The 13,171-nt window shown below is 70.6% G+C and carries 15 protein-coding genes; 5 read left to right on the plus strand and 10 right to left on the minus strand.

The window, feature by feature from the left end; translation table 11 throughout:
- Window positions 1–15 precede the first annotated feature (15 nt).
- Window positions 16–1,047, minus strand: coding sequence for an aldo/keto reductase (locus AB0O44_RS02920; RefSeq protein ID WP_364133950.1), 1,032 nt, complete (start codon window positions 1,045–1,047; stop codon window positions 16–18).
- An 8-nt stretch (window positions 1,048–1,055) separates the two neighbouring features.
- Window positions 1,056–1,928 (minus strand): NAD(P)-dependent oxidoreductase, encoded by an 873-nt coding sequence (locus AB0O44_RS02925; protein ID WP_290256200.1) that lies wholly within the window; start codon window positions 1,926–1,928, stop codon window positions 1,056–1,058.
- 159 nt (window positions 1,929–2,087) lie between these two features.
- On the opposite strand from AB0O44_RS02925, the gene AB0O44_RS02930 reads away from it, so the two are divergent.
- From AB0O44_RS02930 to AB0O44_RS02940, 3 genes are all read left to right on the plus strand, one after another.
- Window positions 2,088–2,561 carry a universal stress protein gene (locus AB0O44_RS02930; protein WP_364133953.1) on the plus strand — a complete coding sequence of 158 codons (474 nt, stop codon included), beginning with the start codon at window positions 2,088–2,090 and terminating at the stop codon, window positions 2,559–2,561.
- Window positions 2,562–2,578: 17 nt separating this feature from the next.
- Window positions 2,579–3,301, plus strand: coding sequence for a hypothetical protein (locus AB0O44_RS02935; protein ID WP_364133955.1), 723 nt, complete (start codon window positions 2,579–2,581; stop codon window positions 3,299–3,301).
- Window positions 3,302–3,402: 101 nt separating this feature from the next.
- Window positions 3,403–3,669 (plus strand): DUF6480 family protein, encoded by a 267-nt coding sequence (locus AB0O44_RS02940; protein ID WP_290256203.1) that lies wholly within the window; start codon window positions 3,403–3,405, stop codon window positions 3,667–3,669.
- 36 nt (window positions 3,670–3,705) lie between these two features.
- Here the strand turns inward: AB0O44_RS02940 and AB0O44_RS02945 are convergent, their stop codons facing one another.
- From AB0O44_RS02945 to mgtA, 3 genes are all read right to left on the minus strand, one after another.
- On the minus strand, window positions 3,706–4,131 hold the full coding sequence (locus AB0O44_RS02945; RefSeq protein ID WP_364133958.1) for a DUF302 domain-containing protein: 426 nt from the start codon (window positions 4,129–4,131) through the stop codon (window positions 3,706–3,708).
- A 3-nt stretch (window positions 4,132–4,134) separates the two neighbouring features.
- Window positions 4,135–5,487, minus strand: coding sequence for a phosphoribosyltransferase family protein (locus AB0O44_RS02950; RefSeq protein ID WP_364133961.1), 1,353 nt, complete (start codon window positions 5,485–5,487; stop codon window positions 4,135–4,137).
- Window positions 5,488–5,589: 102 nt separating this feature from the next.
- The gene (gene mgtA / locus AB0O44_RS02955) at window positions 5,590–8,325 is read right to left on the minus strand and encodes a magnesium-translocating P-type ATPase (protein ID WP_364133964.1); all 2,736 of its coding nucleotides are present in this window, start codon (window positions 8,323–8,325) and stop codon (window positions 5,590–5,592) included.
- A 299-nt stretch (window positions 8,326–8,624) separates the two neighbouring features.
- Between mgtA and AB0O44_RS02960 the strand changes: the two genes are divergently transcribed.
- The gene (locus tag AB0O44_RS02960) at window positions 8,625–9,359 is read left to right on the plus strand and encodes a GAF and ANTAR domain-containing protein (RefSeq protein WP_364133967.1); all 735 of its coding nucleotides are present in this window, start codon (window positions 8,625–8,627) and stop codon (window positions 9,357–9,359) included.
- Here AB0O44_RS02960 and AB0O44_RS02965 read toward each other — a convergent pair.
- The 3 genes from AB0O44_RS02965 to AB0O44_RS02975 all read right to left on the minus strand — a co-directional run bounded on the left by AB0O44_RS02965 (window position 9,356) and on the right by AB0O44_RS02975 (window position 11,404).
- Complete coding sequence (locus AB0O44_RS02965; protein WP_364133970.1) at window positions 9,356–10,036, minus strand: alpha/beta hydrolase; 681 nt, start codon at window positions 10,034–10,036, stop codon at window positions 9,356–9,358. The two genes, AB0O44_RS02960 and AB0O44_RS02965, sit on opposite strands and share 4 nt — an antisense overlap.
- The gene (locus tag AB0O44_RS02970; RefSeq protein WP_364133973.1) at window positions 10,033–10,881 is read right to left on the minus strand and encodes an alpha/beta hydrolase; all 849 of its coding nucleotides are present in this window, start codon (window positions 10,879–10,881) and stop codon (window positions 10,033–10,035) included. The genes AB0O44_RS02965 and AB0O44_RS02970 overlap by 4 nt, the downstream gene beginning before the upstream one ends.
- Before the next feature lie 181 nt (window positions 10,882–11,062).
- On the minus strand, window positions 11,063–11,404 hold the full coding sequence (locus AB0O44_RS02975) for a cytoplasmic protein (protein ID WP_364133976.1): 342 nt from the start codon (window positions 11,402–11,404) through the stop codon (window positions 11,063–11,065).
- A gap of 196 nt (window positions 11,405–11,600) precedes the next feature.
- On the opposite strand from AB0O44_RS02975, the gene AB0O44_RS02980 reads away from it, so the two are divergent.
- On the plus strand, window positions 11,601–11,843 hold the full coding sequence (locus tag AB0O44_RS02980) for a hypothetical protein (RefSeq protein WP_364133979.1): 243 nt from the start codon (window positions 11,601–11,603) through the stop codon (window positions 11,841–11,843).
- On the opposite strand, the gene AB0O44_RS02985 is transcribed toward AB0O44_RS02980, so the two are convergent.
- Window positions 11,840–12,253 carry a VOC family protein gene (locus tag AB0O44_RS02985; protein ID WP_364133982.1) on the minus strand — a complete coding sequence of 138 codons (414 nt, stop codon included), beginning with the start codon at window positions 12,251–12,253 and terminating at the stop codon, window positions 11,840–11,842. The two genes, AB0O44_RS02980 and AB0O44_RS02985, sit on opposite strands and share 4 nt — an antisense overlap.
- 193 nt (window positions 12,254–12,446) lie before the next feature.
- Window positions 12,447–13,013, minus strand: coding sequence for a type 1 glutamine amidotransferase domain-containing protein (locus tag AB0O44_RS02990; RefSeq protein ID WP_364133985.1), 567 nt, complete (start codon window positions 13,011–13,013; stop codon window positions 12,447–12,449).
- Window positions 13,014–13,171 lie beyond the last annotated feature (158 nt).

The following is a 13,171-nucleotide window of genomic DNA, read 5'->3' on the forward strand; positions in this document are numbered from 1 at the left end:
GGAGGCAACCCTGCGCTAGCGGCCGCCGGCGATCTTGCGGCTGCGCTGTTCCCGGGCCATCGGCCCATACGGGTAGACGCCGACGCGGGGCGCGCTGACCTCATCGAGCCGCGCCAGCTCGTCGGCGGAGAGCTCCAGCCCGGCCGCCGCGAGGTTGTCCTCCAACTGCTCCACGCTCCGCGCGCCCAGGATCACCGAGGTGACCGCCGGCTGCTCCGCCAGCCACGCCAGCGCCACCTGGGCGTCGCTGACGTTGTGCCCTTCCGCGATCGCGTGCACGGCGTCGACGATCTCCCAGGTGCGCGGATCCGCGTTGCGTGCCTCCCATGCCTCCATGCCGCGCTTCGGGTTCTCGCCCAGGCGGGTTGCGCCCTGCGGGGCCTGGTCGCGCCGATACTTGCCGGAGAGCCAACCGCCACCCAGCGGCGACCAGGGCAGCAGGCCGATCCCGGCGTCGAGGGAGGCCGGCACGATCTCCGACTCAATCTCGCGCACCAGCAGGCTGTACTGCGGCTGCAGGGTCACCGGCGGGTTCCAGCCGTGGGCGCGGGCCAGGTGCACGGCCTTGGTCAGCTGCCAGCCGAGGAAGTTCGAGAAGCCGTAGTAGCCGATCTTGCCGCTGCGCACGGCGTCGTCGAGGAACCGCAGGGACTCCTCCAGCGGGGTGATCGGGTCCCACGCGTGCAGCTGGTAGAGGTCGATGTGGTCCACGCCCAGCCGGCGCAGCGAATCGTCCAGCGCCCGGGTCAGGTGCCGCCGGGAGGTGCCGACGTCGTTGGGTGCCGCCCCCATCGGGAAGCGGCCCTTGGAGGCGATCACCACCGAGTCCCGCGCGTCCGGACGGGCGGCAAGCCAGCGGCCGATGATTTCCTCCGAGACGCCGGCGGAGTACACGTCGGCGGTGTCGATGAAGTTGCCGCCCGCGGCGACGTAGCGGTCGAGGATCGCGTGCGACTGTTCCTCGGTGGCCTCGGCGCCGAACGTCATGGTCCCGAGGGCGTAGTTGGAGACGACGGCGCCGCTGGCGCCCAGGGTGCGGTAGTCCATGCGGGTCCTCAGTCTTCGGTGGGGGTGGTCTCGAGCGAGTGGTAGTCGCGCCAGCTGTGTTCCGGTTCGTACCCGAGGACGCGGCGGGCCTTGTCGATCGAGAGCATGGTCTCGTGCTCGCCGAGGTCCTTGACCACCTTCACACCGGGGAAGACCTCGGCGGCGAGTTCGGCGCTGGGCCGGCTCATGACGGTGTCGGCGTTGGCGATCACGAAGGCCTCGAAGCCGGGTTCGGTGTAGGCCAGCGCCCGGGCCACGGCCTGTGCGCCGTCGCGGCCGTCGATGTAGCCCCAGAGGTTCCACTTGCGGAGCCGGGCGTCGGCATCGAAGGACGGGAATTCCTCGTAGTCCTCGGCGTCCATGACGTTGGAGAACCGCAGGGCGCTGATGCTCAGGGTGGGGTCCCAGCGGGTCAGCTGGATCGCCATCTGCTCCTCCAGGTGCTTGACCAGGGAGTAGGTGCTCTCCGGGCGGGCGGGGTATTCCTCGTCCACCGGGATGTAGGGCGGGTCGATGTCGAAGGGCAGGCCCAGCACGGTCTCGCTGGAGGCGTAGACGATTTTCTTGATGCCGGCCCGGCGGGCGGCCTGGAAAACGTTGTAGGTGGCCAGCATGTTGTTCTCGAAGGTGGCCGCGTCAGGGGCCAGTCCGGGCGCCGGGATGGCGGCCAGGTGCACGATCGCGTCGAATCCCTCGTGCCGGTCGTCCAGGCCCAGGATCACGTCCACCACGTGGCCGTAGTTGCGCAGGTCAACCCGGGTGAAACCGGGGTCCCGTTCCCCGGTCTGGTCCAGGGCTGTCACCTGGTGGCCGTCGGCCCTAAGCCTGCGGACCACGTGCCGTCCCAGTTTTCCGTTTGCTCCGGTTAGTGCAATTCTCATCGGTTCTCCTCGGTGATCGCGACGCTGCCGTGGCTCCACCCTAGATCGGCCGCGGCCCCGCCGCACACAGGGTCCGCCCAGAGGACAGTGCTACACGCGCTCCTCCCGCGGTGACTTTCGGCCCTAGGCGGCGGCCGGGGCGGCGGCGATCGTGGGGGCATGGGCGCAGATCAGCGGATTGTCGTGGGTGTCGATGGCTCGGAATTCTCGACGACTGCGTTGCGCCTCGCGGGGCGCATGGCCGACGGTCTGGGTGCCCCCCTGGCCGTGGTCACCTGCCTGGGCAGTTCCGACCACTTCTTCGCCTCCCACCTGCCGGAGGAGCGCGCCGCGTCCACCGAAGAGCTGGAGGAGACCGCCAAACGGCTGCTGGAGGAGACGCTGGAGCGGGCCTTCGGCAGCGAGCGCCCGGAGCGGCTGAGCCGTGAGGTGAGGTTCGGCCCCCCGGCGAAGGTGCTGGTCGACGAAAGCGCCGACGCCCAGCTGTTGGTGGTGGGCCGCCGGGGCCGCGGCGGCTTCCTCGCCCAGGTGATGGGATCGGTAAGCGGCGCCTGCGCCGCCCACGCTAAGTGCCCGGTCCTGATCGTGGGCCAGGACGACGCCGCACAGGCCGGGGCTGCCGGGACGGCGTGACGCCCGGGAGGCAACCCATGCAGTCGGCGCGAACCAGCATCGTAGCGGGTCTGGCCCTGATGGGCGTCGGGCTGCTGTGGCTGCTCGACGTCCTCGGGGTGCTGGCGGGCGCCGTCGTGATCCCGCCGCTGATCTTCGCGGCCGTGGGCGTGGCCTTCGCGGTGCTGTTCGTCCGGGACCGGGCCTTCTGGTGGGCGGCGATACCCGGTTCGGTCTTCCTGGGCCTGGCCGCCGTGATCCTGGCCGGCCAGGCCGGCGCGGGCGGCCGGGCCGGCGCCTTCCTGTTCGTCCTCATGGCGGCGGGGTTCGCGGCCGCCTTCCTGCGGGTCCCCGGCTTCTGGTGGGCGCTGATTCCGTGCGGGGTGATGCTGACCCTGGCGGTGGTGGTGGCCCTGCCGGCAGGCCTCCCGGATGCCACCACCGCCGCCGTCTTCTTCCTGGGCCTGGCGGTGACCTTCGCCGTGCTTGCCCTGGTCCCGGTCCACGGGGAACCGGAGTCCGGGGCGTCGCGTGCCGCCGCCGCGGGCGGAACCCCCGTGCGGCAAGTGCGGATGCGGTGGCCGCTGGCGCCGGCGGCCGTACTGGGCGTGCTGGGCCTGGCGTTCCTGGTGCAGGCCGCCGCCGTCCTGGTACCGTCCGCCGTCGTTGTCCCGGCGGTGGTGATCCTCGCCGGCGTCGCGCTGCTCGCCTACGCGGTCCGTGCGCACCGGCACGGGGGCAACCGCCGGCACGGCATCTAGGCCGGGTTCGGCGGGAGGCTGTCCGGCGGGTGCCGCGGGCGGTTAGGATAGTCAGCATGCTTATCAAAGCGTCCTGAGCAGGCCCGACGGAAGGCACCACCATGAGCAGCTACCACCCCGAAAATGACCCGGCCAACCCGGACCCGCCCAAGCCCGGCGGCGGCTCGGCGGACCCGGAGGCCGCGGAGGCGCTGAAGGCCCGGCATGCCGCGGCCCGCGGCGACGGCCAGCCCGATGCCGCGGCGTCCCCGAACCCGGACCCGCTGGAGGGAAACATCACCGGGCTGGAGCCCGGCGGCGGCGTTCCGCCCGGCGAGACTCCCCCGGCGGAGGGCCAGATGAGCCGGGACCAAGGGCACGCCGAGTAGCGGTTTCCAGGCAGGGACTCCGGCCCGGCCCCGGTCCTATGAGCCGGCGTCGGAGCCCTGCACCAGTTCGTCGAGGGCTGCACGGAGCCGGGTGCCGGCGTCGTCCGCCACCTCACGCACCGCATCGCTGTCGCTGAGCTGCACCATGGTCTGCGGGTCGATCGCCTGGACCGTCGTGGCCGGATCCCCCGCCCCGCGGCGGACCACCACGTTGCACGGAAGCAGGGCGCCGAGCTCCGGTTCGGCGGCGAGCGCCTTGCTGGCCAGGTGCGGGTTGCAGGCACCCAGGATCACATAGTCGCCCACGGCCGACGCGGCGTCCTCCCCCAGTTTTGCCGCGAAGGTGTCGCGGACGTTGATCTCGGACAGCACCCCGAAGCCCTGGGCGGCGAGCGCCGCCTTGGTCCTCGCCACTGCTTCTTCCCAGCTGGCCGGCACGACGGCGGTGTAGGTGTACTGCATGCATCACTCCTTGACGGTGGCGGCCCTGGCGGGGGCGAGGTGCTTGCCAAACCAGTCTCTGGCCAGGATGGCCGCGGCGGCAAGGGTTCCGGGTTCCTCGAAGAGGTGCGTGGCCCCCTGGACCACGGCCAGCTGGTTCGGGCAACGCAGCTGGGCCTTGGCCTGGCGGTTCAGTTCCAGGACCTCGGTGTCCAGGCCGCCCACGATCAGCAGCGTCGGGGCGCGCACGGCGGCGAGCCGCGGGCCGGCCAGGTCCGGCCGGCCGCCGCGGGAGACCACGGCCGTGACGCGGGCGAAGGGTTCGGAGGCGGACCACAGCGCCGCCGCCGCGCCGGTGCTGGCCCCGAAGTAGCCCACATCGCACACTGCGGTGTCCTCCCGGGTACCCAGCCATTCCGTGGCGGCCGTAAGCCTGCGGGCGAGCAGCTGGATGTCGAAGACGTTCGCCCGGTCGCGTTCCTCGGCCGGGGTCAGCAGGTCCAGCAGCAGGGTCCCCAGCCCGGCGTGCTGCAGCACCCCGGCCACGAAGCGGTTCCGGGGGCTGTGCCGGCTGCTGCCGCTGCCGTGCGCGAAGACGACGACGGCGCGCGCCGGGACCGGAAGGTGCAGCTGTCCCGCCAGCCGCACGCCGTGGGCCGGGATCTCTACCTCTTCCTCGACCTCCGCCGGTTCCGGTGCCGCGGCCGTGCCCGTGCCCTGATAAGACGGGGCGTCGTGGAGCCGGCGGGCTGCGGCGTCGAGGAGCTGGACCACCTCGTCATCCTCGGTGGGTGAGAAGTCCCGGTAGTGGTAGCCGACGGCGGTGAATTGGCGCGGGGTGGCCAGGCAGATCACCTCGTCGGGCTCCACCAGCCGGGCGAGCGTGTCCGCGGGCGCCACCGGGACGGCCAGGACCACCCGGGCGGCGCCCAGCTGGCGGGCGATTTTGCAGGCGACCCGTGCCGTGGAGCCGGTGGCGATCCCGTCGTCGACGATCACGGCGATCCGGCCGGTCAGGTCCTGGCGGCGCCGGCCCTTGCGGAAGCGGGCCACCCGGTTCTCCAGGACCGCACGCTCGCGGTCCTCGACGGCAAGGAGCTCGTCCTCGCCCACCCGGGACTGGGCCAGGACGTGTTCTTCGAGGACCCGGGCCCCGCCCTCCCCGATCGCTCCCATGGCCAGTTCCGGCTGGTAGGGCAGGCCCAGTTTCCGGACCACGATCACATCCAGCGGGGCGTCCAGGGCCGCGGCCACCTCCGCCGCCACGGGCACGCCGCCGCGGGGAAGTCCCAGCACCACGATTTCCTTGCCCCGCAGGTCCCAGAGGCGCCTCCCCAGCTGCCGCCCGGCGTCGACCCGGTCTTCAAAAATGCTCATGGTCCCGGCTTTCCGATCAGGCGTGCGGCCGCCGGGCGATGCCGGCGGAGCGGGCCGCGGGGGCGGTGGATGCCCGGCCGGGCCGCTTCATCTCACTATCGTTCACGGCTTTCGGGGGCGTGAGGGCCCTTGGACCCGGTTTCGTTTGCGCCGGTTTGCCCTGCCGCGGCGCGGTTCCAGCGGGCCCCGGCGGGCCGCCCCGGGGGTGCTGAAGCGGGCTGCGCGGCGGGCCATGCGGTGGTCCCGGCCGCGGCGCCGGACGCGGGGCAGGACCGGCGCCGGGGGCTGCTGGGCGGTCAGGGCGAAGAACCACTGCTTCGCCAGTTCCACCAGCACCAGGTACACCACGGTCATGCCCAGCAGCGCCAGGAAGAAGGGCACCGGCAGCGGGTCGAATCCCAGCAGCCCGGCCAGCGGGGACAGCGGCAGGAAGATGCCCAGGGCCACGACGCCGAGGGACGCGCCGAGCAGTCCCATGGAGGGCCGGCTGCGGAGGAAGGGAACCCGTCGGGTGCGGATGGCGAAGATGATCAGCGTCTGCGTGGCGATCGACTCGATGAACCAGCCGGCCCTGAACTCCCCCGGGGCGGCGTTGAAGACGAACAGCATCAGGGCGAAGGTCGCGAAGTCGAAGAGGGAGCTGATCGGGCCAAAGAGGAACATGAAGCGCCGGATGAAGCCGATGTTCCAGTGCGCCGGGGCCAGCAGCTGCTCGCGGTCCACCCGGTCCCCCGGGATGGCCAGTTGGCCGGTGTCGTAGAGCAGGTTGTTGAGCAGGATCTGTCCCGGAAGCATCGGCAGGAAGCTCAACACCACCGAGGCCGTCGCGGCACTGAACATGTTGCCGAAGTTGCTGGAGGTCCCCATCAGCACGTACTTGATGGTGTTGGCGAAGATCCTGCGGCCCTCCATCACGCCGTCGGCCAGGACGCCCAGGTCCTTGTCCAGGAGCACGACGTCGGCGGCGTCCTTGGCCACGTCGGTGGCACTGTCCACGGAGATGCCGATGTCCGCCTGGTGCAGCGCGAGCGCGTCGTTGACGCCGTCACCCATGAATCCCACGGCCCCGCCGCTCTGGCGCAGCAGCCGGATGATCCGGGCCTTCTGCTCGGGCGAGACGCGGGCGAAGATGCTGGCCTCGCGGGCGGCGGCGCTCAACTCCGGGTCGGACATGGCCTCGGCCTCGGCGCCGGTGATGGTGCCGCCGGAGAGCACGCCGAGTTCGTCGCAGACCCGCTCGGCCACCTTCGCGTTGTCCCCGGTGGCGATCTTGACCGTGATGCCGAGTGCCTCCAGCCGGTCCAGCGATTCGCGGGCGTTGGCCTTGGGCGGGTCGAGGAAGACCAGGAAGCCGGCCAGCCCCAGCCCGGTTTCGTCGGCGGGGGTGAGGTCTGCCAGCCCGGGCGCCTCCCGGGTGGCCACCGCCACGACGCGGGACCCGGCGTCGAACTCTGCGTCCAGGAGCGCCTGCACCTCGGCCGTGACGGGTCCGCAGAGAGCCAGGACGTCCTCCGGGGATCCCTTTGTGATGATCCGCGGCGTGCCGGCGCCGTCGCGGACCAGCACCGAGGTGCGGCGCCGGACGTGGTCGAAACCGATGATGTCCAGCCGTTCGTGGCCGGCCGGGGTGAAGCCGGCGGCCTGCGGGGACTCCCAGAGCGCGGCGTCCAGCGGGTTCTGGCCGATCACCGAGGCCTTCGCCGCGGTGTAGTCCGCCTCCGTGGCCAGCAGGCCGAGGGTGAACAGCTCCCCGGGGTCCGGCCCGGCGGCCACGGGCAGTGCGGCGGTGAAGGTGATCCGGCCCTCGGTCAGGGTCCCGGTCTTGTCCGTGACCAGGATGTCCATGTCGCCGAGGTCCTCGATGCAGACCAGCCGCTTAACCAGCACGCGGCGGCGGGCCAGCTGCCGGGTACCGGTGGCCAGGCTGGTGCTGACGACGGCGGGCAGCAGCTGCGGGGTGATGCCTACGGCGATCGCCAGGGAGAACAGCAGCGACTCGATCACCGGCCTCTGCAGGAGCAGGTTGGCGGCGAAGATCAGGGTGGTCAGCCCGATCGCGACCTGCAGCAACAGGAAGGAGAAGCGTTTGAGTCCCAGCTGGAATTCCGTCTGCGGCTGCCGCTCCCCCAGTCCCAGGGCGATCCGGCCGAACTCGGCCCGTCCGCCGGTGGCGACCACCACCCCGGTGCAGCTGCCGGACTGGATAACGGTCCCCATGAAGAGGCAGGAGGTCAGGTCGCCCAGGGAGGCCTTCTCCGTCACCGGCGCGGGCGTCTTGGCCACCGGCAGGGACTCGCCGGTGAGGATGCTCTCGTCGCAGAGCAGGTCCTTGGCGGCGAGGAGGCGGAGGTCCGCCGGGATGATGGCGCCCAGGCCCAGCCGGACGACGTCGCCCGGGACCAGGGCGGTAACGTCCAGCTCCGCGGCCGCCCCCTCCCGGACCACGACGGCGGTGTGGGTGACGCGGGAGTGCAGGGCCTCGGCGGCCCGTTCGGCGCGGAATTCGTTGCTGAACCCCAGGCCGACGCTGACCAGGAGGATCACGCCGATCACCAGGGAGTTGGTGGCGTCGCCCAGGAAGAGCGAGAGCCCGGCGGTGATCAGCAGCAGGATCAGGATGGGGCTGCGGAACTGCCGCGCCAGCACCGACCAGGCACTGGCCTCGTGGGTCCGTACCGCGTTGGGACCCACCGCGTCCAGCCGCTCCACGGCCGCAGCCCGGGACAGCCCGTCCGGCCCGGAGCCGAGGGCGGCCAGGACGGCGTCGGGCGCCAGCCGCGCGGCGTCGGTGATGGTCAACGGCGGGGAGGCGGCCTCCCGTAGTTCAAGCTGTGACATGCGGTGTCCGTCCGAGTGCCTGCCAGTTAGGCCTAAGACTACGACCGGCACCGGCACCCGTCATGCGGTTTGGCGGATTTCCCGTCAGCGGTCGGGGCGCCGTCCGCTGCCGGCGGCCGGCCGGATTTGTCGTCGCCAAAAGAGTCCGGCGTCCTGTATATACTTTTTCTCGGTACGGTTTAGCAGAAGGCCGTTGGACGAATTTGGTCCGGCCCTGCCACCGTTCCCACCGTGAACTTGCTCGCCGTGGTGCCGCAGCTGCCGGATCGACACCTCGAGCGAAACGGCATTATCAAACAGTGGCAAGTGATTCATCTGTGGCTTCGATCAGCCAACACCTGAACCAATTCGTGCTCACCAGCGCTGACATGGAAGAGTTCCTCGGCGAATTGGCGAAGGTCTCCGCACGCACCCTCTCCGAGGACGGTGACGAGGTACTTTGCGGCATTACCCTCCTCAGGGAACGCAAGGCTGCCACCGTGGCCAGCAGCAGCGCTGCGGCGCAGGCCATGGACGAGATCCAGTACGGCTTCAGCGACGGCCCGTGCGTCACGGCATCCCGCGAACAGGTCCCGGTTCACATCGAGGACCTGGAAGCGGACGACCGGTGGCCGCAGTGCACGGCGCGGATCCGGGAACACGGCATGCGCTCGATTCTGGCGGTCCCGTTCCTCCTAGACGGCGACACCCGGGCCGCGCTCAACCTGTATTCGCGCCGCCCGCACCGCTTCGACGAGCGGGCCCGCGATCTGGCTCACGGCTTCGTGAACCAGACCTCCATGGCGCTGCGCCTCGCGGTCCGGTTCGCCCACTACAGCGAGAAGGCCAGCAACCTCAAGGCGACCCTGGAGACCCGCACGGGCATCGACGTCGCCGTCGGCATCATCATGGCGCAGAACCGCTGCAGCCAGGCGGAGGCATTCGAGCTGCTCAAGACCGCCTCCAGCACCCGCAACGTCAAGCTGCACACCGTGGCGGCAAGCATCGTCGATTCCCTCGGGCAGGGACCGGCGCGGACGCACTTCGACAGCTAGGCCGGCGGGGCGGCCGCCTCCTCGAGAACGGTCTTCAGGGCCTGTTCATGGGCCAGGATGCGGAAGTGTCCGCCGGTGTCGAGCTGGATATTCCGCGCCCCTGGCAGGACGCTGCCTTCCGGGATATGCGGGTCAAAGAGCCCGTAGATGGAGGTGATCCGCTCGTTGACCCGCTGCTCGCGGGAGAGCTGGAGGGTCACGGCGCTGCGCGGGGAGAGCGCCCGGAGGCTCGGCAGCAACAGATACCCGGCGTAGCGCGAGCCCGAGAACGGCGAGGCCACGGCCACCATGCGGACCAGCCGGCGCTCGGGGTCCAGGGCCATCATGGCGTACTTGCCGATCAGGCCGCCCTTGCTGTGCGCCACGATCAGGGTGTCCGTCAGGTCCCGGTCCCGCAGGTATCCGGCGATCAGTTCGGCGGCCTTCGGCACGGCCAGCCGGTTCCGCTGCAGCACGGTCACCACGTGCACCGGGTGCCCGGCGTCGTGCAGGGTCCGGATCAGCGGCAGCATGAAGCGCCAGTCCTCGAAAATGCCGGGAATGACGAGGACGGGGCGGCCCGTCCCGCTGAGGAATTCATCCGGGCTCACCCGGGAGACGGCGCTTCGCAGTTGGCGGCCGACGGCGTACACGTAGTCCAGCGCCCACCAGCCGGCGACCCGGAGAGGACTGCTCATGCGGCGGGCTCCGCGGCGTTGACGGTTTCGGTCCAACCGGCGAAGCGGAGGATCGCCTCGGCCACTTCGACGGATTTATTGTGCTGGACCACGTGTCCGGTGCCCTCGATCTCGAGGAACGCACCGGCGGCGGCCCCGGCCACCAGGCGGTGGCACCAGTCCCGCGGCGCCACCGGATCGTGCTCGCCGCGGAGCACCAGGACCGGGGCGGACACGTCCATAATCCGGTCCTCCAGGCGGTAGTCCATCATCACCCTGAGGTTTTTCAGGTACCACGCGGGTCCGCAGCGCAGGTAGTCGGTGAAGACGACGGCGTTTGAGGACGGGCTCTCGAAGAACAGGCAGTCCCGGCCCAGGGCCAGCGCTTGCCGGGCCACGGTGCGCCTGCGGTCGTTGACCACGGGCCCCATCAGGACCACGTGCCGGACCCGGGCCGGCTGCTGCACGGCCACCTCCGTGGCGAACTGGGTGCCCATCGAGTGCCCGACGATGACGAAGTCCAGCACTCCCAGCCGCTCCAGCGCGCCGATGATGTAGGTGGCCTGTTCGGCGGCGTTGAGGATGTGGTCCGGTTCCGGTGTGGCCCCGAAGCCCGGCAGGTCGATCGAGTAGGTGTCCACCGTCGCGGCGAGGTTCCGGTGCAGCCGCTCTAGGTAGCGGTGGGAGGCGCCGATTCCGTGGATCAGGACGACGGGGGGCGCTCCCGGCGCAGGCTCCGCGGTGCCCTTGGTTCCGATGCCGCTGCCGGCGGTTCCGGCGTCGTCGGTGTCCGCGGTCCTGCGGGAGGCGAACACGTGGCCCACGTGCCCGGCCACCTCAACCTCGATGCGCACGGGCCTGCTCATGGGGTATCTCGTTTCTTTCGGCGTCCCGTAAGCATACTGACTACACCTGAGCGGGTGCTGGGCGCCGCTTCGACGGTTCCCTGCCCATAAGACGCGCGGAAGCGTCGATCCGGCGCAGAACCGTCGAATCGGGGTTTGCCGCGGGCGGGTCGGTTGCGGCGCCCGCCCCCGGTGGATGCGGCTAGGCCGGGCCGAGGGGGGCCGGGCCGGTGGACGGGGCCGGAGCCGGTTCCTTGAGTTCGACGAAGAGGGCGTGCGTGGCGCTCGCCCCGATGTTCTCACCGGAGTGGGACTGGGCGGGAAGCCACCGCGCCTGCCCGGCGGGGAGCTCGACGGCGGTCTCCCGTCCGTTGGCGGTAAGGCGGCGCCGGAAACTGCTGAGGGTGACCATCACCGAGTCCGGATGCCGGTGCTCCACGGTCTTGTCGCCCGGGGCATCGACGTATTCCAGGACGCGGACCCTCTCATTTTCGAAGACCACCCGGTAGAGGGCAGGGTTGGTCTCCACAGGATCCTGGTTCATGTCCGGACTGTAGCCCCGGACGGCCCCGGGCACCACGGCCTTACTGCCCGGCCGTCCCCGCGGCGCCGCGCCGGTACAGCCACGTCACGGCAGCCGCGGGCCTGTACCGCCGCGGCGGGTCCCTGTAGCGTGGCAGGACGGCCCGGGCCCCCGGTCCGCGCGAGTCATCGGAAAATGCGAGTCATCGGAGGAACACGTGAGCGACAAGCCGGTTGAGCCCGAAGAGATCGTCAGCGACGGAGTGCAAGAGGGCAGCAATCCGGTCCCCCGCGACGAGGAAGGCAACGCCGCCGGCCGGTCCGCCGGCGAGCCTGGGACGGACGGTCAGCAAGACGGCGGCGGGACCCCCGACTCGCGCAAGGTCCCCGGCCCCGCTGAAGAGGACGACGCCGAGACGACGGATGACCGCGGCCTCACGACCGACACCACGCCGGACTAGGTCGCGGGCGGGGCGATGTTGACCAGCCAGTCCACCCCGAACCTGTCCTTACACATCCCGAACATGTCGCCCCATGGCGCCCGGTCAAGCGGGACCGTGACCGATCCGCCGTCAGACAGCTTGTCCCAGTAGCCGCGCAGCTCGGCCTCGTCGGCGCCGCTGAGGGACACGGAGAAGTTGTTGCCGGGCGTGTAGTCCATGCTGTTGGGCGTGTCCGCGCCCATCAGCACCATGCCCGAGTCCGCCGTCAACATGGCGTGCATGATCTTGTGCTGCTCGGCGGGGTCCTCGCTGGCGTGGAAGTCGGCGAAGGTACTCATGGTCAGCTCGCCGCCGAAGACCGACTGGTAGAACGTCATGGCGTCCCTGGCGGTGTCGCGAAAGCCAAGGTAGGGGTTCAGCGTGGTCATAGTTCCGGCCTCCCGGTGCTGGTCTGGTGCTGTTGCTGGTCAGTTGCCCGCGGGTGCCGGACCCCGCGGAGGGACCGGTTCCCGCTGGGTGACATCCTGCCGGATCGAGGTCGCGCTGCACAGGGTCCAAACGCCGCAGGCCGCGTTCCCACCGTAATGGGGACGCGGCCTGCGGCGCGGCTGGGGCTGCCTGCTAGGCGGTCTGGCCGGCGTGCTCGCCCTCGGCGATCTCTTCGATCAGCTTCGCGTTGAAAGCCTCGAGATCGTCCGGGGTCCGGCTGGTGACCAGGCCCTGGTCGACCACGACCTGCTCGTCGGACCAGTTGGCGCCGGCGTTCTTGAGGTCGGTTTCGAGCGTGTAGTACGAGGTCAGGCTGCGGCCGTTGGCCACACCGGCGTCGATCAGCAGCCACGGGCCGTGGCAAATCGAGGCGACCGGCTTGTGCTGTTCGAAGAAGCTGCGGGCGAAGGCCTGGGCTCCCTTGTCGGCACGGAGGTGGTCGGCGTTGACGACGCCGCCGGGGATGACCAGCGCGTGGAAATCGTCGGCGTTGGCCTGGTCGACGGTCAGGTCCACGGTGAACGTCTCACCCTTGTCGGTACCGTCGTAGCCCTGCAGGGTGCCGCTCTTCGGCGACACCAGGGTGGGCTCGCCGCCGGCTTCCTTGACCGCGTTCCAGGGGCCGGTCAGCTCGACCTGCTCGACGCCGTCCGTCAGCAGGAAAGCGACCTTCTTGCCCGAGATGTTGTGTTCCGACATACGTCCTCCTCTAAGCGGTGCGCGTCGCTGGCGGCCTGCCGGCCGCGGTGCCCCGCGCAGAAAGATTGGTGGCTTGCCTTTCCCACTCTAGGAACTTCGAAAATAATAAGCAAGCTGATCATATGATGGGTGTAAGCCGCCCGGAGTCGCCGCCCGGC

This window comes from Arthrobacter sp. NPDC080082, assembly GCF_040686595.1.
GTDB lineage: Bacteria > Actinomycetota > Actinomycetes > Actinomycetales > Micrococcaceae > Arthrobacter.